Source organism: Pinisolibacter aquiterrae (assembly GCF_019160155.1).
GTDB lineage: Bacteria > Pseudomonadota > Alphaproteobacteria > Rhizobiales > Ancalomicrobiaceae > Pinisolibacter > Pinisolibacter aquiterrae.
This window is the reverse complement of the sequence record NZ_JAFNIH010000015.1, coordinates 1-20751: the sequence shown is the minus strand read 5'-3', so window position 1 is coordinate 20751 and position 20751 is coordinate 1. Positions and strand designations below refer to the sequence as shown.

Below are 20751 nucleotides of genomic sequence, written 5' to 3'. Positions count from 1 at the left end.
CGCTCATGACCACTTCCCCCGAAGCGATCCGCCGCGCGGCCGATCTGTTGTTCGAAGCCGCGACCGCCGGCCGGCCGGTGGCGCCGATCCGCGACCTGCTCGCGGCCGGCGACGTCGAGGCCGCCTATGCGGTGCAGGCGATCAACACCAGGCGCGCGCTCGATGCCGGTCGCCGTCTGGTCGGCCGCAAGATCGGCCTCACCTCGCTCGCCGTCCAGAAGCAGCTCGGCGTCGGCCAGCCCGACTACGGCATGCTCTTCGCCGACATGGCCCGTCCCGAGGCGCTCGACGTCTCGCTCGCCGACGTGATGCAGCCCAAGGTCGAGGCGGAGATCGCCTTCGTCCTCGGCTGCGATCTCGACGGCGAGCAGCTGACGGTGGCCGACCTCTTCCGGGCGATCGCCTATGCCGTGCCGGCGATCGAGATCGTCGGCTCGCGCGTCGCCAATTGGGACATCCGCATCACCGACACCATCGCCGACAACGCCTCTTCCGGCCTCTACGTCCTCGGTTCGCGCCCGGTCCGCCTCGGCGACTTCGACCCGCGTCTGTGCGGCATGGTGATGGAAAAGGCCGGCGAGCCGATCTCGGTCGGCGCCGGCGCCGCCTGCATGGGCTCGCCGCTCAACGCCACTCTGTGGCTGGCCCAAGTGATGGCCAAGGCCGGTTTCCCGATGCGGGCCGGCGACACCATTCTCTCCGGCGCGCTCGGTCCGATGGTGGCCGTGGCGCCCGGCGACGTCTTCGATGTGCGGATCGAGGGTCTCGGCTCCGTTCGCGCCGCTTTCTCCAAGGAGTGAAGCCTCATGGCCAAGGTCAAATGCGCGATCATCGGATCGGGCAACATCGGTACCGATCTGATGATCAAGATCATGCGCACCTCGAAGAACCTGGAGATGGGGGCGATGGTCGGCATCGACCCGGCCTCGGACGGGTTGGCGCGTGCGGCGCGCCTGAAGGTTCCGACGACTCACGAGGGCATCGACGGTCTGCGCCGGATGCCCGAATACGAGGACATCCAGGTGGTGTTCGACGCCACCTCGGCCAAGGCACATCTCCACAACGACGCGCTGCTGCGGGCCGACGGCAAGAAGGTCATCGACCTGACCCCGGCGGCGATCGGCCCCTTCACCATTCCCGCGATCAACGGCGACGCCAACATCGACGAGCCCAACGTCAACATGGTCACCTGCGGCGGCCAGGCGACGATCCCGATGGTCTACGCGGTCAAGCGCGCCTCGAAGCGCGTGATCTGGGGCGAGATCGTCGCCTCGATCTCCTCGAAGTCCGCCGGTCCCGGCACGCGCGCCAACATCGACGAGTTCACCGAGACCACGTCGAAGGCGATCGAAGTGCTCGGCGGCGCCGAGCACGGCAAGGCGATCATCATTCTCAATCCGGCCGAACCGCCGCTGATCATGCGCGACACCGTGTTCACGCTCAGCCAAGGCGGCGATCCCGCCGCGATCGAGGCCTCGGTCCTGGAGATGGTGGCGACGGTGCAGAAATACGTGCCCGGTTACCGGCTGAAGCAGAAGGTCCAGTTCGAGGTGATCGGCGACAACGCACCGGTCAGGATCCCCGGCGTCGGCCTCTGCTCGGGCCTCAAGACCACGATCATGCTCGAGGTCGAGGGCGCCGCCCATTACCTGCCGGCCTATGCCGGCAATCTCGACATCATGACCTCCGCCGCCCTGGTCACCGCCGACCACTGGGCCGCCAAGGTTTCGAGCAAGGAGGCCGCGTGATGGCTCGTCCGAACCCGAACAAGCTCTACGTCCAGGACGTGACCCTGCGTGACGGCATGCATTCGCTGCGCCACCAGTTCGCGCTCGAGACCGTCCAGAAGATCGCCAAGGCGCTCGACGAGGCCAAGGTCGACGCGATCGAGATCACCCACGGCGACGGCCTGACCGGCTCGACCTTCAACTACGGCTTCGGCAGCCATGACGACGTCGATTGGATCGGCGCGGTGGCCGAGGTCTGCACCCACGCGGTGCCGACCATCCTGCTGCTGCCCGGCATCGGCACGGTCCATGATCTGAAGGCCGCCTACGGCGCCGGCGCCCGTTCGGTGCGCGTCGCCACCCACTGCACCGAGGCCGACGTGTCGCGTCAGCACATCGAGGCGGCGCGCGGGCTCGGCATGGACACCGTCGGCTTCCTGATGATGGCCCACATGGCGAGCCCGGAAAAGCTCGTCGAGCAGGCGCTGCTGATGGAGAGCTACGGCGCCGAATGCGTCTATGTGACGGATTCGGCCGGCGCCCTGCTGCCGGAGGACTATTCGGTTCGGGTGAAGGCGGTGCGGGCCGCGCTGAAGCCGGAGACCGAGATCGGGGTGCACACCCACCACAACCTGACGCTCGGCGTCGCCAATGCGGTCGCCGGGATCGAGGCGGGCGCGGTGCGCGTCGACGCGAGCCTCTCCGGGCTCGGCGCCGGTGCCGGCAACGCACCGCTCGAGGCGCTGATCGCGGTGTTGAACCGCAAGGGGATCGAAACAGGGTGTGATCTCTTCAAGCTGATGGACGCCGCCGACGATCTGGTCCGCCCGCTCCAGGACCGTCCGGTCCGGGTCGATCGCGAGAGCCTCTCGCTCGGCTATGCCGGGGTCTATTCGTCGTTCCTGCGCCATGCCGAGAACGCCTCGAAGCTCTACGGCGTCGACACCCGCGAGATCCTGACCGAACTCGGCCGCCGTCGCATGGTCGGTGGGCAGGAGGACATGATCATCGACGTCGCCCTCGACATCCTGAAAGCCCGTGGAGAAGCCGCATGACATCCCTCGCAGGGCTCGCCCAGATCGTCGACGAGGCGGCGCGCACCGCCGTCGCCATCCCGCAATTGACCGACACGCTGCCCGACCTGACCGTCGACGACGCCTATGCGATCCAGGCCCTCTCGGTCGCTCGTCGCCGGGCGCGGGGCGAGCGGCGCGCCGGCTTCAAGATGGGCCTCACCTCGCGCGCCAAGATGATCCAGGTCGGCGTCTCCGAAGTGATCTGGGGCCGCCTCACCGACGCCATGCGGTTGATCGAGGGTGGTGATCTCCATCGCGCGGCCTACGTCCATCCGCGCGTCGAGCCGGAGATCGCCTATATCCTCAAGAAGCCGCTCGAGGGCGAGGTCACCGCCGCCGAGGCCCTCTCGGCGCTCGAGGCGATCGCCCCGGCGGTCGAGATCATCGACAGCCGCTATCGCGACTTCAAATTCGCGCTGCCCGACGTCGTCGCCGACAATTCCTCCTCGTCCGGCTTCTTCGTCGGGTCGTGGTCGAGCCCCTCGACCGACGTCACCAATCTCGGTATCGTCATGGAAGTCGACGGCCGCCCGGTCCAGATCGGATCGACCGCCGCCATTCTCGGCAATCCCATCCGCTCGCTCGTCGCCGCCGCCCGTCTGGTGGCCAAGGCCGGCGAGCGTCTGGAGCCCGGCGACATCGTCCTCGCGGGTGGTGCCACCGCCGCCCACGCCCTGGTCCCCGGCATGCATGTGAAGACCACCTTCCAGCGCCTCGGCACCGTCGCCTTCAACGTCGTCGCCTGAGGAGGGACCGATGCCGATCGTCGAAATGACCCTGATCGAAGGCCGGACCTTCGAGAAGAAGAAGGCCATGGTCGAGGCGGTGACCGACGCGATCGTCACCACGCTCGGCGCGCCGCGCGAAACCGTCCGCATCGTCATCCGCGAAGTGCCGGCCTGGCACTTCGCCGCCGGGGGCGAGCTGAAGGGCAAGCCCCCGGAAGCCGAGGGCTGAGACCAACCGCCGAGACCGTCGCGGTCGGGGGCCACCCCCGGCCGTCCTCGGTCTCGACCCCGGAGCGGCGTTCGCCCGACGCTGAGCCGCGGGGGGGAGGGCGCTCGGCGCGCATCCCCCGGAAAGCGCGCCGAAATCGGCCGTCATGGGGGCGCGAGTCCCCTGGACATTCGGTCGTCCCCGTGTACGAATGGCAAAAAACTGTTCGCCATACGCACACGGGAAACGCCATGCCGCCGCGCATCGAAACCGTCGCCTCCTTCGCCAAGGGGCTCGACGTGATCCGCTCCTTCGGCGCCGACGCGCGCCGGCAGACCATCACCGACGTCGCCGGCCGCACCGGCATGACCCGCGCCGGCGCCCGCCGTTTCCTGCACACGCTGGTGGAGGCGGGGTACGCGCGCTCCGACGGCAAGCATTTCGAGTTGACCGCCCGCGTCCTCGAACTCGGCAACGCCTATATCTCCGGCCTGAGCGAGTTGGAGACGGTGCGCGACATCCTCCAGGATCTGACCCGCGAATTGGGTGAGAGCGCTTCCGCCGCCACCCTCGACGGTCCCGACATCATCTATGTCGCCCGCTCGCCCGCCCGCCACCGCCTGATGAGCATCGGCCTCGCGGTGGGCACGCGCCTGCCCGCCCACGCGACCTCGATGGGTCAGGCGCTGCTCGCCCAGCTCTCCCAGAACGAATTCGATCGCTTCATGAAGGAGACGCGGCTCGAGGCGCTAACGCCGCATACGTTGACGTCGCGCGAGGCCCTGCGCGCCCGTCTCGCCGAGGTGCGCGAACGCGGCTTCGCCATGGTCTCCGAGGAACTCGACCTCGGCGTCCGCTCGATCGCCATGGCGATCCCCGGGCGGCCCGCCAATGCGCGGCTCGCGGTCAATCTGTCGGCGCAAGCCGCCCGCGTCGATGCCGAGACGATGGTCGCCGACTATCTTCCGGCGCTGAAGCGTGCCGCCGCGCAGATCGCCATGGGCGGCGCGGCGCGCTGAGGTCGGACCGCCGCGCTTCGCGTGTCACACGTGAAACCTCAGCGCGGCGATCAGATCGAGCGCGGTGCGGGTCGCGGCGCCCGTCGCCACCACCATCTGCGGCAGGATCATCCATTCGAGCGTCCAGGCGGCGCCCGAGCGCTCGTTCTCGTGGACGAGGGCGTGGTCGAGCCCGGATTGCAGTGTGGCGGTGAAGCGCGCCAGGGTCACCAGGATCTCGGCGCCGACCGGATTGCACTTCTCCGGCATCGCCGAGGAGCCGCCACCACCGGCAATCCTGACCTCGCCGATCTCGTTCTGCGCCATCAGAGCCACGTCGGCGCCGAGCTTGCCGAGGCTCCCGGCCACCAGCGCGCACCAATGGCCGAATTCGGCGATGCCGTCGCGTTCCACGTGGAACGCGCGCGGCGCCCGCGCCAGGCCCAGCCGATCGGCGAGCCCGTCGGCGACGGCCGCTGCCGCCGACCCCAGTTCGGCGCGATCGCCGACCGCCCCGCCCAGCTGCACCCGAAAGACGCGCGGGCCCATCTCCGCCGCCCGCGCCCGATGGCGCTCGAGCGGCGCCCGCCAACCCGCGATCTTGTGGGCGAGGGTGATCGGCCGCGCCCGTTGCATGCGCGTGTGGCCGCTCAGCCCGCGCGAACCCTCCGCCGAGGCGAGCCCGTCGAGCGCCGCGATCAGCGCCTCGAGTCGTCGCTCGAGGATCGCCGCCGCCGACTTCAGGCGCAGCATCAGCGATGTGTCGATCACGTCCTGACTGGTCGCGCCCTTGTGCACCGAGGCGCCATGGACCGGGCCGACGGCGGCGCGCAGACGGCGCACCAGCTCCGGCACGATCACGCCGTCGCGCGCCACCGCGCCACGGAAATCGGCCGGATCGAGCCGCAGATCGGCGAGCGCGGCGGCGATCGCCGTCGCCGCCTCCGCCGGGATCAGACCGGCTTCGGCCTCGGCCGCCGCCAGTTCCGCCTCGAACCGTACCATCACCGCGAGATCGGCCGAGGCGGTGAAGACCGCCCCCACTTCCGCGTCGCCGAGGAGACCGGCGAGGAAGGGATGATCGAAGGCGGCGATGCTCATGAGGCGGCGTTCCCGAGGCTGCGAGGGCGAGAGGTCGAACGTCCGCCCCTCGGTGCCGATCGTCAAGCGTGCGAACGTTCGCGGAGCGAACCCTCGTGCGGCGGACGTACGCCGTCGCGCGGCGACCGGGGAGGGGGCCTCACAGCTTGCGCAGGTCGACCGATTCGATGCGGTGATCCGCGCCTTTGGTCAGGACCAGATCGGCGCGCGGCCGGGTCGGGCGGATGCTGTCGTGGAGATTGACCAGATTGATGTTGGTCCACAGATCGAGCGCCGTCTTCAGCGCCTCGTCGGCCGAGATCTGGGCATAGCGGTGGAAATAGCTCTCCGGCTTGCGGAACGCCGTCTCGCGCAGGCGTAGGAAGCGATCGACGTACCACGACTTCAACAGATCGTCCTCGGCGTCGAGATAGATCGAGAAGTCGAAGAAGTCGGAGACGAAGGGGAGCCCGGCGCCGTTCTTCGGCAGTTTCGAGGTCTGCAGGACGTTGAGCCCCTCGAGGATCAGGATGTCCGGCCGGTCGATGGTGATGCGCTCGTCCGGCACCACGTCGTAGACCAGATGCGAATAGACCGGCGCCGTCACCGCGTCGCGTCCCGCCTTGATCGCGGCGAGGAACTCGAGCAGCGCCGGCAGGTCGTAGCTCTCCGGGAAGCCCTTGCGCCGCATCAGGCCTTCGCGCTGGAGCACGGCGTTGGGGTAGAGGAACCCGTCGGTGGTGACGAGATCGACCTTGGGGCTCGACGACCAGCGCGACAGGAGCGCCTTGAGGATACGCGCCGTGGTCGACTTGCCGACCGCGACCGATCCGGCGAGCCCGATCACGAAGGGAACCTTGGTGACCTCGCCGCCGAGGAAGGTCTTGGTGACGTGGAACAGCGACTGCGTCGCCTCGACATAGAGCGAGAGGAGGCGCGACAGCGGCAGATAGATCTTCACCACCTCTTCGAGGTTGATCGGATCGTTGAGGCCGCGCAGCCGGCCCAGATCCGCCTCGTCGAGGGTGAGCGGCGTATCGGCTCTCAGTCGCGCCCATTCGTCGCGCGAGAAGCGACGGTAGGGCGAAACCTCGCCCGAGGCGGGGCCCTGCCCCTGCGCGCCCTGCCCGAGCGAACGCGCGGCCGAACGTTGATCCACTTCGGCAGTCTCCCTCGCGCCGGGCTCTCGCCCGCGCCACCCTCGCCTCACGGGAACGTTCCTCCCGCCCCGTGTCGTCCGGCGTCCGCTCAGTCCTTGGGCCGCGACGCCTTCTCTTCCAATCCGGTCTGCCCGGTCCGGCCTTCCAGAACCGTCATGACCTCGTCGACACGCACGTCGCCGGCCTTGAGGACCACCAGAAGATGATAGAGCAGATCGGCCGCTTCCGCCGTCAACTCCGTCTTCGTCCCCGCGACCGCCGCCAGAGCCGTCTCCACCGCTTCCTCGCCGAGCTTCTTGGCGCAGACCGAGATGCCTTTGCCGAGCAGCTTGCGCGTGTAGGATTTCTCGTCGTCGGAGGCCGCGCGCGCCGCGATGATGGCCTCGAGGGTCGCGAGAGTGAAGCCGGACATTGGACTGACCTCGAAGGGTGAGAAATTGAGTTGACGCAAAGACGTCGCCGGCCCCGGCCGGGCGACGCGGCGCCGTGCTATCGGGCCGGGGAGGCGCGATCGAGCGGCTCTCAGTGGTCGAGCCGCATCGGGATGCCCGCCGCCGCCATGTGTTCCTTGGCCTGGCGGATGGTGTAGGTGCCGAAGTGGAAGATCGAGGCGGCGAGCACCGCGCTCGCGCCCCCTTTGACCACCCCGTCGACCAGATGATCGAGGGTTCCGACCCCGCCCGAGGCGATCACCGGCACCGTGACCGCGTCGGAGACCATCCGCGTCAGCTCAAGATCGAAGCCGATCTTGGTGCCGTCGCGGTCCATCGAGGTCAGCAGGATCTCGCCCGCCCCGAGCGCCACCACCTCGCGGGCATAGTCGATCGCGTCGATGCCGGTGCGATTGCGGCCGCCGTGGGTGAAGACCTCGAACCGCGCCGGTTCGCCCGGCTCCGACACCCGCTTGGCGTCGACCGCCACCACCACCGACTGACCGCCGACCTGACGCACCGCGTCGGCGACGAATTGCCGATCCTTCACGGCGGCGGTGTTGATCGAGACCTTGTCGGCGCCCGCTTCCATCAGGCGGCGGATGTCGTCGAGGGTGCGGATGCCGCCGCCGACGGTGACCGGCATGAAGCAGACCTCCGCCGTGTGCCGGACCACGTCGAGGATGATGCCGCGATTGTCGCTCGAGGCGGTGATGTCGAGGAAGCAGAGCTCGTCCGCCCCGGCCGCGTCATAGGCGGCGGCGGCCTGGACCGGATCGCCGGCGTCGATCAGATCGACGAAGTTGACACCCTTGACGACACGGCCGTCCTTCACGTCGAGACAGGGGATCACCCGGTTCTTGAGCATGGCGTCGCTCGGTCCTTCGCGTGGCGGCGCCCCCCACGCGAGGCGCGATTTTCGCAGGTTTCATACAACCCCGCGCGTCCCGGCGCCATAGCCGACGAAGCGAACCGAATGAAACGGCCCTCGGCCCGGTCTTTTCGTCGGAGCGCCCCGCGACGGCGGTTGCCAGCGGGCGCGGAACGCGGCCAATCTGTCGCGCCATGCTCGCCGCTCGTCCCGTCGTCCTCGCCCGCCTCGTCCTCGTCCTCGCCCTCCTCCTCGCTCCGCGCGTCGCGGCGGCCGACGAGGTGCGCATCGCCGTTCTCGCCTTTCAGGGCGAGGAGCGCGCCGCGCGCGACTTCGACGCCACCATCGCCCATCTCGGCCGTGCCCTGCCCGAACACCACTTCGTCATGGTGCCGCTCGACCTCGACGGCATCACCCGGGCGGTCGCGGAGAAGACGGTCGATTTCGTCGTCACCAATCCCGGCGACTACGTCGTCCTGGAATCCGGCTGGGGCGTCACCCGCCTCGCCACGCTCGAGAGTCGGGGCCGCGCCACGCCCACCGACACGGTCGGATCGACCGTCGTCGCGCCGAACCGGCCCGGCCGACCGATCGGCCTGAAGGATCTCGCCCATCGCCGCCTCGCGGTGGTCTCCACCCGCGCCTTCGGCGGCTGGCGGGTGATCTGGCGCGAGCTCGACGACGCCGGTCTGACGCCCGCCGATCTCGCCGGACTGGTGGAGACCGGCTTTCCCATGGAGACGATCTTCGCCGCGCTGCGCGAGGGCCGCGCCGATGCCGGCGTCCTGCGCACCTGCCTGCTCGAGGACGCGATCGCCGCGGGCCAAGTCGGCGCGGACGAATTCGCCGTGGTCGGCGAACGACCGGCGCCGGGATTTCCCTGCCGGCTCTCCTCGCGTCTCTACCCCGATTGGCCCTTCTCCCGCCTCGCCGGCACCTCGCCCGATCTCGCCAAGACGGTGACGGCGAGCCTCCTCACCATGGCCCCGGTCGAGGGCCGCGCCTGGACCGCGCCGCAGGACTACACCTCCGTCCATGCCGTCTTCCGCCAGTTGAGGATCCCGCCCTACGATTTTCTCGCGAGGGTCACCCTGGTCGGCTTCGTGCGGCAGCATTGGCACTGGTTCCTCGCCGCCGGCCTGATCCTGGCGTGGTGGATCGTCCATGTCGCGCGCGTCGAGACGCTGGTCCGCCGCCGCACCGCCGAACTCACCCGCGAGATCGCCGTGCGCGAGAAGGCCGAGGACGAGGCCCGCGCCAATCGCGAGCAGCGCGATCAGTTCTCCCGCCTCGGCATCCTCGGCGAGATGGCCTCCAACATCGCCCACGAGCTGAACCAGCCCCTGGCGGCGATCGCCAACTATGCCGAGGGCATCACCCGCTTCATCGATGCCGGCCGCACCGATCCCGCCTTTCTGCGCGACGGCGCGCGCGGCATCGCCGGTCAGGCCGAACGCGCCGCCGCCATCATCCGCCGCATCCGCGCCTTCGTCCGCCGCCGCGAGGCCGAGCGCGAGACCCTCGATCTCGACGACGTCGTCCGCGAGACGCTGGCGCTGTTCGAGGGGCTGGCGGCCCGGCGCGGCATCCCCTTGCGGGTCTTCCTCGCCGGCGATCTGCCGAAGGTGTCCGCCGACCGCGTCGAGATCGAGCAGGTTCTGCTCAACCTCCTGCAGAATGCCGTCGACGCGATGATCGACACCCCCGGCCGCGAGCGCGGCATCACCGTGCGCACCTCGCGCGACGGCGCCGACGCCAAGGTGGCGGTGCGCGATCACGGAACCGGCTTGACGGACGAGACGCGCGCCCATCTCTTCGACACGTTCTTCACCACCAAGCCGCAGGGGCTCGGCCTCGGCCTCTCCATCTGCCGCACCATCGTGGAGAGCCACGGCGGCCGCCTCTGGGCCGAGAACAACCCCGACGGCGGCCTGACCATGCGCTTCGTCCTGCCCGGATGCGCGGGCGAGCGAGAGACCGAGGAGGCCCCGTGACGACCACCGATCCCACGCCGCTGATTCTGGTGATCGACGACGACGAGGCGATGCGTCGCTCGATGGCCTTCCTCTTCGCCTCGGTCGGGTTGGAGACCCGCGCCTTCGAGACCGCGAGCGCCTTCCTCGAGGCCTTTCCGGAGGAGCCGCAGCATCGCCCCGGCGCGGTGGTGCTCGACGTGCGCATGCCCGGCATGAGCGGCCTCGAGCTGCAACGCCTCCTGGTGGAGCGCGGCTGCGCCCTGCCGATCGTCGTCGTCACCGGCCACGGTGACGTGCCGATGGCGGTGGCGGCGCTGAAGGCCGGCGCCTTCGACTTCGTCGAGAAGCCGTTCAAGGAACAGCATCTCCTCGACACGATCGAGGCGGCGATCCGCGCCTCGCGCGAGCGGCTGGCACGCGGCGCCCGCCGCCGCACCCTCGAGGACCGGCTCGCCCGTCTCGGCAAGCGTGAACGGGAAGTGCTCGATCGCCTCCTCGAGGGCAAGCCCAACAAGGTGATCGCCTTCGAGCTCGATCTCTCGATCAAGACCATCGAGGCCTATCGCGCCTCGGTCATGACCAAGATGGAGGCCGGCTCGCTCGCCGAGCTGACCCGGATGGTGTCGGAGGTCGAATAGGCCTCGGCGGGCGAAATCGCAGTCTTTTCACTTACGTAGAGTGCCGTGCAACGAGGGTTTTCCCTGGTTGCGCCGGGGTTTGTCCCGGGTCGATGCCGGCCGCCGACGCGCATAGGGTCCCCCTCGACTTCGAACCGTCGAGAGGAGTGCGTCGATGGACCGCTCGCGCAGAGACTTCCTGAGAAACATCGGCCGCGTCACCGCGGGCGCCCCCGTCGCGCTGGCGAGCGGCACCGTCGCGGCCGTCGCCGCCGGCGCGCCCGCCCCCGTCCATCATTGGGCGATGGTGGTGGACGTCGCCAAATGCATCGGCTGTCAGGCCTGCACCGTCGCCTGCATCATGGAGAACCGGGTGCCGGAGAACGCCTTCCGCACCTTCGTCTCCACCTATGAGGTGGCCGAAGGCGACGTGACCCGGCTCGCCATGTTGCCGCGCCTCTGCAACCACTGCGACGAGCCGCCCTGCGTGCCGGTCTGCCCGGTCGGCGCGACCTTCAAGGCGCCCGACGGCGAGGTGCTCGTCGACGGCGACGCCTGTGTCGGCTGCGGCTATTGCGTCCAGGCCTGCCCCTACGACGCCCGCTTCATCAACGCCGAGACCCGCACCGCCGACAAGTGCACCTTCTGCGCCCACCGCGTCGAGGCCGGGCTCCTGCCCGCCTGCGTCGAGACCTGCGTCGGCGGCGCCCGCATCTTCGGCGATCTCGCCGATCCGTCGAGCACCGTCTCGAAGCTCCTGAAGGAACGCGGCGGCGAGGCGAAGGTCCTGAAGCCGGAGGAGAAGACCCGGCCCAACGTCTTCTATCTCGGCCTCGACGAACGCTTCGCCGGCCGGGTCGACGCCGTCCCCACGCTGTGGCGGCCGACCGAACAGCGCGTCTGAGGAGGCCATCATGACCACGTCCGTCACCGAACTCCTCTACGTCGCCCGTGATCCCGCCTGGGCCCCCTGGGCGGTGCAGTATTTCTTCCTGATCGGCCTCTCCTACGGCTGCTTCCTCCTGAGCGTGCCCGGCCTCGCCTTCCGCCGCGAGGGTTGGCGCGATCTCGGCCGCGCCGCGCTGCTCGGCGCGCTGATCTGCGGTCTGGTCGCCCCCGTGGCGCTCCTCTCCGACCTCAACCAGCCCGGCCGCTTCGCCAATTTCTACCTGCGGCCGAACCTCGGCTCGTGGATGGCGCGCGGCGCCTTCTTCATCCCCGCCTATGTCGGGGGCCTCGTTCTCTATGGCTGGGCGGCGCTCGCCCCGGACTTCCGCGCCGCCGCCGGCCTCGGCGGACCGCTCGCCCCGGTCCGCCGCCTTCTCGGCGGTCCCGACCGCCCCGCGTTGGTGCGTGGCCTCGGCCTCTTCACCCTGGCGGCGGCGGTCGCGGTCGCGCTCTATACCGGCGTCGAGGTGATGGTGGTCCATTCGCGGCCGCTGTGGAACACCGCGCTGCTGCCGGCCCAGTTCGCCGCCACCGCGCTGATGGGCGCGCTCGGCCTGACCCTTCTGATCGAACGCTTCGTGCTCGCTCACGACGTCCTGGTCGAACGCCGCCTCGCCCGGCTGCTGGCGCTGGTGCTCGTGCTCGTCGCCGCCGTCGGCGCCCTGTGGTTCGCCCTCGCCCTGTTCGTCCCCGGTTCGACCGAGGCCCGCGCCCTGGCGCAGGTCGCCGGCTCCGAGGTGTGGCGGCTCAACGCGATCTGGCTCGCCGCCGCCGTCGCCCTCCCCTTCGTCGTCGCGGTGGTGAAGCCCGCCGGCACCGGCTGGCTGACCGGCCTCCTCGCCCTCAACGCCGCCTGGATGTTCCGTTGGACCGTCTTCGTCGGCGGCCAGGACATCCCCAAGACCGGCGCCGGTTGGTACGTCCATTCGCTCGCCCTCGGCCCGGAAGGACTGCTCGGCATCCTCGGCACCGCCGGTCTCTGCCTCGTCGTCCTCGTCGTTCTCACCACGCTCGTCCCCTGGTCCGGCTCCGCCACCGTGCGCCCGTCGACCCTCCCCGCGGGAGCCTGACGCCATGACCTCTCGTCGCGATCTCTTCAAGGGTGCCGCCGTCGTCGGTGGAGCCGCCGCCTTCGCCGCCGGATTCTCCGAAACCGCCGAACGCATGCTCGAGACCGTGGTCTCGCCGGCCCATGCCCGCGGCACCACCGGCAACTCCCAGAAGCCCGAGTTCCGGGTGACCGCCGCCGGCGACCTCGAACTCGACCCGGACACCCGCACCGCCTTCACCCTGTGCCAGGGTTGCACCACGCTCTGCGGCGTGCGCGTCCGCATCGACGCGAAGACCGACACGGTGACCCGGGTGACCGGCAATCCCTATTCGCCGCTCTCCACCGATCCGCACGTGCCGATGGGCACCCCCGTCCGCAAGGCGCTGCTGAGCCTCACCCGGCACAATGAGGCCGGCCTCGCCGGCCGCTCCACCGCCTGTGGCCGCGGCAATGCCGTGCTCGAGCAGCAGACCTCGCCCTACCGGGTCACCGCGCCGATGAAGCGGGTCGGCCCGCGCAATTCCGGCCGCTGGGAGCCGATCTCCTTCGAGCAGCTGATCCATGAGGTCGTCGAGGGCGGCGATCTCTTCGGCGAGGGGCACGTCAAGGGCCTGCGCGAACTGCGGTCCTTCGACCCGATCGATCCGGCCGCGCCGGAACTCGGCCCCAAGGTCAACAAGGTGGCGCTGCTCGCCTCGGTCGCCGACGGTCGGAATCCCTTCGTCGCCCGTTTCGTCCAGAAGGCCTACGGCTCGATCAACATGACCGGCCACGGCTCCTATTGCGGCGGCTCCTATCGCGCCGGTTCGGGCGCGGTCTTCGGCGACACCAAGACGATGCCGCACGCCAAGCCCGACATCCCCAACGCCGAATTCGTGATCTTCATGGGCACCGCCCCGGCCAATGCCGGCAACCCCTTCAAGCGCTTCGGAACCCTGCTCGCCAAGGCGCGCACCGACGGCGCGATGAAATACGTGATCGTCGATCCGGTGCTCGGCCATTCCGACAACGAGGCGGCGCGCGATCGCGGCCGTTGGGTGCCGATCCGTCCGGGCACCGACGCGGCGCTCGCCATGGCGATGATCCGCTGGATCCTCGACGAGAACCGCTACGACGCGACCTTCCTCGCCCAGCCCTCGCTCGCCGCCGCCAAGGCCGCCGGTGAGGTCGCCTGGTCGAACGCCACCCATCTGGTGATCGCCGATCCGGCGCACGCCCGTTTCGGCCGCTTCCTGCGCGGCTCCGACGTCGGCGCCGCCGTCGCGGAGGCCGATCGCGGCAAGGACGCCGACCCCTTCGTGGTGATCGATCCCGCGACCGACGCCCCCGTCGTCGCCGGCGCCGCCCCCGCGACCCTCTTCGCCGAACGCGAGATCGAGGTCGAGGGCAAGCCCGTGAAGGTCGCGACCTCCCTGTCGCTCCTCGCCGCTTCGGCGCGGGCCCACACGATCGCCGACTATTCGGCGATCTGCGGCGTGCCCGAGGACGTCGTCGTCGGTCTGGCGCGCGAATTCACGTCGCACGGCAAGAAGGCGGCGATCAGCAGCCACGGCGGCACCATGGCCGGCAACGGCTTCCAGTCCGCCTTCGCCATCGTCATGCTCAACACCCTGATCGGCAACCTGAACCGCAAGGGCGGCACCTTCGCCACCGCCGGCGGCTTCAACCCCTACGCCGGTCCGCGCTACAAGCTCGCCGACTTCCCCGGCTCGGTGAAGCCGACCGGCGTGCCGCTGTCGCGCAACGTGCCCTACGAGAAGACCACGGAATTCAAGACCAAGAAGGCGGCGGGCAAGGCCTGGCCGGCCGAGGCGCCGTGGTTCTCCACCGCCGGCCAGCTCTCCACCCAGTGGCTGCCGTCGGCGCTCTCGGGCTATCCCTATGGGATCGACGCGCTGATCCTGTGGTCGGTCAACCCGGTCTACGGCATCCCCGGGGTCCGCCCGATCGCCGAGAAGACGCTCGGCGACCCGAAGCGGATCCCCCTGATCGTCGCCGTCGACCCGTTCATCAACGAGTCCTCCTGCTTCGCCGACTACATCGTCCCGGATTCGACCATGTACGAGAGCTGGGGCTTCATCGAGCCCTGGGGCGGCGTGCCGACCAAGTCGATGGTGATGCGCTGGCCGGTGGTCGAGCCCAAGGCCGCCAAGACCGCCGAAGGTCATCCGATCTCCATCGAGACCTTCCTGATCGCCCTCGCCAAGGCGATGAAGCTTCCCGGCTTCGGCGCCGACGCGATCGTCGCCGCCGACGGTTCCAAGCACCCGCTCGACCGCGCCGAGGACTGGTATCTGCGCGCCGCCGCCAACGTCGCCTTCACCGGCAAGGGCCCGGTGCCCGACGCCACCGACGACGACGTCGCGCTCGCCGGTGTCGGCCGCCTGATGGGCGCGATCGAGGAGCGTCTGAGCAAGGAGGAGGTGCGCAAGGTCGCCTTCCTCGCCACCCGTGGCGGCCGTCATCAGCCGCTGGCGGAAGCCTGGGGTCCCGACGGCAAGGCCGCCTGGGTCTTCGAGAAGCCGCTGCAGGTGTGGAACGAGGGCGTCGGCGCCACCCGCGATTCGATGACCGGCAAGCGTCTGTCCGGCGTGCCGACCTGGGTCCCCCCGACCTTCGCCGACGGGACTCCGGTCGAGGAGAAATACCCGACGAAGGACTGGCCGCTGCGCCTCGTCAGCCAGAAGAGCCCGCTCCAGAACAGCTACTCGATCGCCGCGCGCCGCCTGCGCGGCCTCCATCCCGACAATCCCGTCGGCATCTCGCCGGCCGACGCCGAGCGGCTCGGCCTCGCCACCGGCGACAAGGTCCGCATCTCGAGCCCGACCGGGTCGGTCGAGGGCGTGGCCCTGGTGCGCCATTCCGTGCGCGAGGGCGTCGTCGCCGTCGAACACGGTTTCGGTCACAAGGAACTGGGCGCCCGCCCGCACCGCATCGGCGATCGGCTCCAGCCGACCGATCCCGGCAACGCCGCCGGCGTCGCCCTCAACGACCTCGGTCTGATCGACCCGACCGGCAAGCACCAGACCGTCTTCGTCGACCCGATCGCCGGCACGGCGGTGCGTCAGGCGATCCCCGCCCGCCTCGAGCGGGCGTGAGAGAAGACCGCCGGCCGAACAGGCGCGGATGAGACGAAGAGGGGCCGCCGATCGCTCGGCGGCCCCCTCTCATTTGCTTTCGAACCGGCTGCCTCAGCCGAAGATCTCGTAGAAACCGAGCTTCCTCTGCATCGGGGCGTCGTCGACGACGAAGAGATGGGCAGGCCGGGTCGACGAGGCGTTGGCGATCTCCACCTCCGCATGGGTCGGCACCGCCATCGTGTCGAATTGGTCGAAGGCGAGCTCGACCCCGTCGATCCTCGCCGTGCCCGAACCATCGACGACGTTGATCACGCTCGACGCCGAATGACGCGGGAGACGCAAGGATTCGCCCGGCCGCAGGTGGACCGCCGAGAAGCCGAGGATCGGCATGCATTCCATGCCCGTCTCCGGGTTCACATAGGCAAGCCGGACGGCTTCGCCACGCGGCGTCACGGTCGCGAGATCGGCCAGCGCGCTCTTGACCTCGCGCCACGGGAACCGCACCAGCGGATAGTTCGCGCGCGGCCGCGTCACCGCCGCATAGGGCACGAGACCGGAGCGACGGTAGCGCGTCTGCGATCCGTCCGCTTCGTTGCGCACCGTCTGCGGCGCGCCCTCGGTGCAGTAGGAGGCCTCGAGGCCGTAGACCAACGGCAGGTCGAGCGCGTCCATCCAGATGACCGGGCCGGAGCCGGAATGGCCGTGCTCGTGCCAGAGCCCCGACGGCGTGAGGATCAGGTCGCCCGGCTCCATCGGGCACTTCTCGCCCTCGACGATGGTGAAGCCGCCCTCGCCCTCGACGACGAAGCGCACGGCCGACGGCGAATGGCGATGATTGGGGGCGATCTCGCCCGGCAGGATCAGCTGCATGCCGATGTAGATCGACGGCGTCGCCTGCATGTTGTCGAGGCCGAGACCGGGATTGGCGAGCACCAGCACGCGCCGCTCGGCCTTCTCGATCGGGGTGAGACGCCCGGCTTCGAGCAGCTGCGGGCGGATCTCCTCGTAGCGCCAGAGGATCGGCTTGGTCTTGCGCGCGGGGATGCCGTAGGGCAGGGCGGCGCGCAGCGCCGGCCACAGCGGCACCAGATTGCGGGCGGTCAGGCCCTGGCGATAGTCGAGCGGCAGATCTTCGAGCGTGCCGAGCTGGGACATGGGTTCCTCCGATGACGGGATCGGCCTCGTTCGGGCCGTTGGGATCGATGAGGGATGAAGGCACGGGGCCGCCGCCCCTCGCGCCGCCTCAGGCGGTCAGGCCGGTTCCGCCGTAGAGCCACTCGAGGCTGTCGTAGAACTGGGTCGGCGTCTTCGAGCCGAGCCACTGGTTGCGGACCAGGCGCTCGACGCCCTGAGCGTGATAGACCCGGCCGAGCTCACGGCTCGACAGCACGACGCGATAGGCGCGGGGGATCCGCGCGGTCTGATAGGCGAGGAAGGCGGCGTTGAAGTCGCCGTCGTGACGCTCGAGCTCATGGCCGAGGCAGACCGCGTCCTCGAGCGCCATGCACGCCCCTTGTGCGAAATACTGGTGGGTCGGATGGGCCGCGTCGCCGAGCAGGACGACGTTGCCGTCGGTCCAGTTCTCGATCGGGTCGCGATCGGCGAGCACCCAGCGCCGCCAGGTCTTCGGCACCTCGAGCAGCTTGCGCGCCCGCGGAACGATGTTGCCGAACCGGGAGAGCACCTCTTCCGGCGTGCCGGGCTCGTTGGAGCCGACGTTCTCGATGTCGGTGACGAAGGTGGCGACGAGGTTGAAGGTCTTCCAGCCCTGGAGCGGATAGTGGACCATGTGGCACTTCGGGCCGGCCCACAGCGTCGCCGCGTTCCAACGCAGATCTTCCGGCATGTCCTCGATCGGCAACACGGCGCGATAGGCGACATGGCCGGAGAGGCGCAGGTTGTCTCCCCCCGTCATCTGTTCGCGGATCTTGGAACGGACGCCGTCGGCGCCGACGACCGCGTCGCCCTCATAGGTGTTGCCGGCCTCGGTGACGACCTTGGCGCCGGTCGCGGTGGTCTCGTAGGCGACGACGCGCTCGTTGTTGACGAGCCGGACGTCGGGGTGGGCGACGCAGCCGTCGTAGAGCACGCCGTGCAGGTCGGCGCGATGGATCACCGCATAGGGGTTCTTGAAGCGATCGCGGAACGGCTGGTCGACGGGGATATTGGCGATCTCGTCGCCCGACATGCCGTCCATCATGATCAGCTTGTCGATATAGACCGCCTTGGCGCGCCCGGCGTCGCCGACCCCGAGCCAGTCCATGGCGTGGAAGGCATTGGGGCCGATCTGGATGCCGGCGCCGATCTCGCCGAACTGCGGCGCCTGCTCGAGAACGGTCACCGCGTAACCCTTCTTCGCCAGTGCCAGGGCGGCGGAAAGACCGCCGATGCCGCCACCCGCCACCACCACGGTCTGCTTCGCCTTGCTCATGTCGTCTCTCTCCCGATTGCCCCGACCCTGTGTCCGGCCGTCACGTCGTTTCACATATTGGTATACTGAATAATCATCAGTATACTGTCAATTAATTTCGCGAAAGTCCCCGTGCCGGCCTCGGATCACCGCGCGGAGGGGAGAGCCGGGCGGCGCCGAAGGCCGCCCGGCGACAGCGTCACGCCTCGGCGTCGGGCTGCTTGCCCGGAACCGCATCGGCGAAGGCGGGCAGCGTCAGGCACGCCGCCTCGACCTCGAGGAGGCGCGGATAGGCGGTCATGTCGGTTCCGAAACGACGCGCCCCACCGAGTTGCGGGATCAGGCAGATCTCGGCGAGCCCGGGCGTGTCGCCGAAGAGGAAACGCCCTGCGCCGGCATGGCGCCGGGCGATCGTCTCGAGCCCGGCGAAGCCCTCGGTGCACCAGTGGCGATACCAGCCGTCGACCTCGTCCTGGGAGTGACCGAGCGGATCCTTCAGGTAGTTGAGGACCCGCAGGTTGTCGATCGGATGGATGTCACAGGCGATCGCCAGCGCGAAGGCACGAACCTCGGCGCGGGCGAAGGGATCCTTCGGCAGGAACGCCGGCTCGGGGATCGTCTCGTCGAGCCATTCCAGGATCGCCAGCGACTGAGTCAGGACGTGACCGTCGACCTCGAGCGCCGGCACCAGCCCTTGCGGGTTCAGCGCCTTGTAGGCGGGGCTCTTCTGCTCGCCGCCGCCCCGCCGCAGATGCACCGGCACGAAGTCGGGGGCGACCCCCTTGAGCGCGAAGCCGATGCGGCAACGCCAGGCCGCGCCGGATCGAAAGAAGCCGTGAAACCGCATCGCTCGTCCCCCTCTCACGCCGCGTCCGGGGCGGCGATGGTGAGCGAGATCGGCGGCAACCCGTCGACCGAGCCGGTGATCACGTCGCCGGCGACGACCGGGCCGACCCCCGCCGGGGTGCCCGTGTAGATGAGATCGCCGGGAACGAGGTGGTAGTAGCGCGAGAGATGCGAGACGAGCTCCTCGACCGACCAGACGAGATCGGAGAGATGGGCGTCCTGCTTCGTCACGCCGCCGACGGCGAGCGTGATCCGCTGCGGCCCGACGGCGCCGAACTCGGCCTTCGGCACGATCTCGGTGATCACGGCGGACTGTTCGAAATCCTTGCCGAGGTCCCACGGCCGCTGCTTGGCGCGGGCGGCGAGCTGGAGGTCGCGGCGGGTCATGTCGAGACCGCAGGCGTAGCCGAACACCGCGTCCATCGCGGTCTCGACCGGGACCTGGAAGGCCGGGGCGCCGATCGCCACCACGAATTCCATCTCGTAGTGATAGTTCGAGGTGCCCGGCGGATAGGGGATGGTGGCGCCGCTCTCGACGATCGCCCCGGCCTGCTTGAGGAAGTAGAACGGCGCCTCGCGATCGACCTCGACGCCCATCTCCTTGGCGTGGTCGGCGTAGTTGCGGCCGACGCAGAAGATGCGGGCGACCGGATAGCGCGCGGTCGAGCGGGCCACGGCGACGGTCGGCGCGGGCGGAACGGTGAAGAGGAGGTCGGTCACGTCTGTGTCCTCGATGGTTGAGCGCCCGTCCCGGTCGGACGGTGCGGCGGTCGAGTGTAGGAGGATGGTCCGAGGTCCGCACCAACAGATCTCGGTCGAAGTTCATATAGTCAGTATGCTGATGATTAGAATACTGTCAATATCTCCTCATCGGTGTCTTTTCGACTTGCAAGCGTGTCGGTGTGCCCGATGATCTCCGGCATAGATCTTTTCTCGCCGCATTGCGCCGGCCGATTCGAGACCGCCCATGAGCCTCGACCACGACATTGCCATCTATTCCATGCCCGGCCATCTGATCCGACGCCTGAATCAGGTTTCGGTGTCGCTGTTTCACGACGAATGCGCCAAGGCCGGCCACGATCTCACCCCGGTCCAGTACGCCGCCCTCAAGGCGGTGCAGAAATATCCCGGCATCGATCAGGCCTCGCTCGCCGGCGCCATCGCCTATGACCGCACCACGCTCGGCGGCGTCGTCGCCCGTCTCGAGGAGAAGGGCCTGATCATCCGCGCCGCCTCCGCCCAGGACCGCCGCGTCCGCCGCCTGTCGTTGACCCCGGCCGGCGAGGCCCTGATCGGCGAACTCGATCCCCTGGTCGGCCGCATCCAGGGGGCGATGCTGACCGGCCTCGACGAGGCCGAACGCGCCGTCTTCCTGCGGCTTCTCTCCAAGGCGGCGGAAGCCGGCAACGACCTCTCCCGCGCGCCGCTTCGGCCCTACGAGCCGAAGTGACGGGTGGCGGCGTGGTGCGGCTGCGACGTCTGGTGCCGTCATCGTGGCCTCACACCGAGAGATAGGTTTCCTGGATGGAGGCGTCGGCGAGAAG

20 protein-coding genes are annotated in these 20751 nt (G+C 69.4%); 12 read left to right on the top strand and 8 right to left on the bottom strand.

What is annotated here, in order from left to right:
- Window positions 1-5 precede the first annotated feature (5 nt).
- The 6 genes from J3S89_RS03035 to J3S89_RS03010 all read left to right on the top strand — a co-directional run bounded on the left by J3S89_RS03035 (window position 6) and on the right by J3S89_RS03010 (window position 4758).
- On the top strand, window positions 6-800 hold the full coding sequence (locus J3S89_RS03035) for a 2-keto-4-pentenoate hydratase (RefSeq protein ID WP_217926000.1): 795 nt from the start codon (window positions 6-8) through the stop codon (window positions 798-800).
- A 6-nt stretch (window positions 801-806) separates the two neighbouring features.
- Complete coding sequence (locus tag J3S89_RS03030) at window positions 807-1748, top strand: acetaldehyde dehydrogenase (acetylating) (protein WP_217925999.1); 942 nt, start codon at window positions 807-809, stop codon at window positions 1746-1748.
- Complete coding sequence (dmpG, locus tag J3S89_RS03025) at window positions 1748-2782, top strand: 4-hydroxy-2-oxovalerate aldolase (protein WP_217925998.1); 1035 nt, start codon at window positions 1748-1750, stop codon at window positions 2780-2782. Before J3S89_RS03030 ends, dmpG begins: the two co-directional genes overlap by 1 nt.
- Window positions 2779-3549 carry a 2-keto-4-pentenoate hydratase gene (locus J3S89_RS03020; protein WP_217925997.1) on the top strand — a complete coding sequence of 257 codons (771 nt, stop codon included), beginning with the start codon at window positions 2779-2781 and terminating at the stop codon, window positions 3547-3549. Before dmpG ends, J3S89_RS03020 begins: the two co-directional genes overlap by 4 nt.
- A 10-nt stretch (window positions 3550-3559) precedes the next feature.
- Window positions 3560-3760, top strand: coding sequence for a 2-hydroxymuconate tautomerase (locus tag J3S89_RS03015; protein ID WP_217925996.1), 201 nt, complete (start codon window positions 3560-3562; stop codon window positions 3758-3760).
- 230 nt (window positions 3761-3990) lie between these two features.
- Entirely contained in the window at window positions 3991-4758 is a 768-nt protein-coding gene (locus tag J3S89_RS03010; protein ID WP_217925995.1) for an IclR family transcriptional regulator domain-containing protein, read from the top strand.
- 24 nt (window positions 4759-4782) lie between these two features.
- Here J3S89_RS03010 and J3S89_RS03005 read toward each other — a convergent pair whose 3' ends face one another.
- The 4 genes from J3S89_RS03005 to hisF form a co-directional block, all read right to left on the bottom strand.
- Entirely contained in the window at window positions 4783-5838 is a 1056-nt protein-coding gene (locus J3S89_RS03005) for a 3-carboxy-cis,cis-muconate cycloisomerase (protein WP_217925994.1), read from the bottom strand.
- 139 nt (window positions 5839-5977) lie between these two features.
- Window positions 5978-6976 carry a type I pantothenate kinase gene (coaA, locus tag J3S89_RS03000; protein WP_217925993.1) on the bottom strand — a complete coding sequence of 333 codons (999 nt, stop codon included), beginning with the start codon at window positions 6974-6976 and terminating at the stop codon, window positions 5978-5980.
- An 89-nt stretch (window positions 6977-7065) separates the two neighbouring features.
- The gene (locus J3S89_RS02995; protein ID WP_217925992.1) at window positions 7066-7389 is read right to left on the bottom strand and encodes a phosphoribosyl-ATP diphosphatase; all 324 of its coding nucleotides are present in this window, start codon (window positions 7387-7389) and stop codon (window positions 7066-7068) included.
- A gap of 110 nt (window positions 7390-7499) precedes the next feature.
- Entirely contained in the window at window positions 7500-8276 is a 777-nt protein-coding gene (hisF, locus tag J3S89_RS02990; RefSeq protein WP_217925991.1) for an imidazole glycerol phosphate synthase subunit HisF, read from the bottom strand.
- Window positions 8277-8473: 197 nt separating this feature from the next.
- Here hisF and J3S89_RS02985 point away from each other — a divergent pair, with 197 nt between their 5' ends.
- The 5 genes from J3S89_RS02985 (at window position 8474) to J3S89_RS02965 (ending at window position 15969) form a co-directional block, all read left to right on the top strand.
- Window positions 8474-10273 (top strand): sensor histidine kinase, encoded by a 1800-nt coding sequence (locus tag J3S89_RS02985; protein WP_217925990.1) that lies wholly within the window; start codon window positions 8474-8476, stop codon window positions 10271-10273.
- A complete protein-coding gene (locus tag J3S89_RS02980) occupies window positions 10270-10893 on the top strand; it encodes a response regulator transcription factor (protein ID WP_230489125.1) in 624 nt (207 codons plus the stop codon). Before J3S89_RS02985 ends, J3S89_RS02980 begins: the two co-directional genes overlap by 4 nt.
- Window positions 10894-11047: 154 nt before the next feature.
- On the top strand, window positions 11048-11776 hold the full coding sequence (gene dsrO, locus J3S89_RS02975) for a sulfate reduction electron transfer complex DsrMKJOP subunit DsrO (protein ID WP_217925988.1): 729 nt from the start codon (window positions 11048-11050) through the stop codon (window positions 11774-11776).
- 10 nt (window positions 11777-11786) lie between these two features.
- Window positions 11787-12890, top strand: a complete 1104-nt coding sequence (gene nrfD / locus J3S89_RS02970) for an NrfD/PsrC family molybdoenzyme membrane anchor subunit (protein WP_217925987.1) — start codon at window positions 11787-11789, stop codon at window positions 12888-12890.
- A 4-nt stretch (window positions 12891-12894) separates the two neighbouring features.
- Complete coding sequence (locus J3S89_RS02965; RefSeq protein WP_217925986.1) at window positions 12895-15969, top strand: molybdopterin dinucleotide binding domain-containing protein; 3075 nt, start codon at window positions 12895-12897, stop codon at window positions 15967-15969.
- Window positions 15970-16062: 93 nt separating this feature from the next.
- On the opposite strand, the gene J3S89_RS02960 is transcribed toward J3S89_RS02965, so the two are convergent.
- The 4 genes from J3S89_RS02960 to J3S89_RS02945 all read right to left on the bottom strand — a co-directional run bounded on the left by J3S89_RS02960 (window position 16063) and on the right by J3S89_RS02945 (window position 19927).
- Window positions 16063-17106 carry a cupin domain-containing protein gene (locus tag J3S89_RS02960; RefSeq protein ID WP_238483829.1) on the bottom strand — a complete coding sequence of 348 codons (1044 nt, stop codon included), beginning with the start codon at window positions 17104-17106 and terminating at the stop codon, window positions 16063-16065.
- Window positions 17107-17194: 88 nt separating this feature from the next.
- Window positions 17195-18382 carry a 3-hydroxybenzoate 6-monooxygenase gene (locus tag J3S89_RS02955; protein ID WP_217925985.1) on the bottom strand — a complete coding sequence of 396 codons (1188 nt, stop codon included), beginning with the start codon at window positions 18380-18382 and terminating at the stop codon, window positions 17195-17197.
- 178 nt (window positions 18383-18560) lie between these two features.
- Window positions 18561-19208 (bottom strand): maleylacetoacetate isomerase, encoded by a 648-nt coding sequence (maiA, locus tag J3S89_RS02950; protein WP_217925984.1) that lies wholly within the window; start codon window positions 19206-19208, stop codon window positions 18561-18563.
- Between the two features lie 14 nt (window positions 19209-19222).
- Window positions 19223-19927, bottom strand: a complete 705-nt coding sequence (locus J3S89_RS02945) for a fumarylacetoacetate hydrolase family protein (protein WP_217925983.1) — start codon at window positions 19925-19927, stop codon at window positions 19223-19225.
- A gap of 247 nt (window positions 19928-20174) precedes the next feature.
- Between J3S89_RS02945 and J3S89_RS02940 the strand changes: the two genes are divergently transcribed.
- Window positions 20175-20657 (top strand): MarR family winged helix-turn-helix transcriptional regulator, encoded by a 483-nt coding sequence (locus J3S89_RS02940; protein WP_217925982.1) that lies wholly within the window; start codon window positions 20175-20177, stop codon window positions 20655-20657.
- The last annotated feature ends 94 nt before the right edge of the window (window positions 20658-20751 follow it).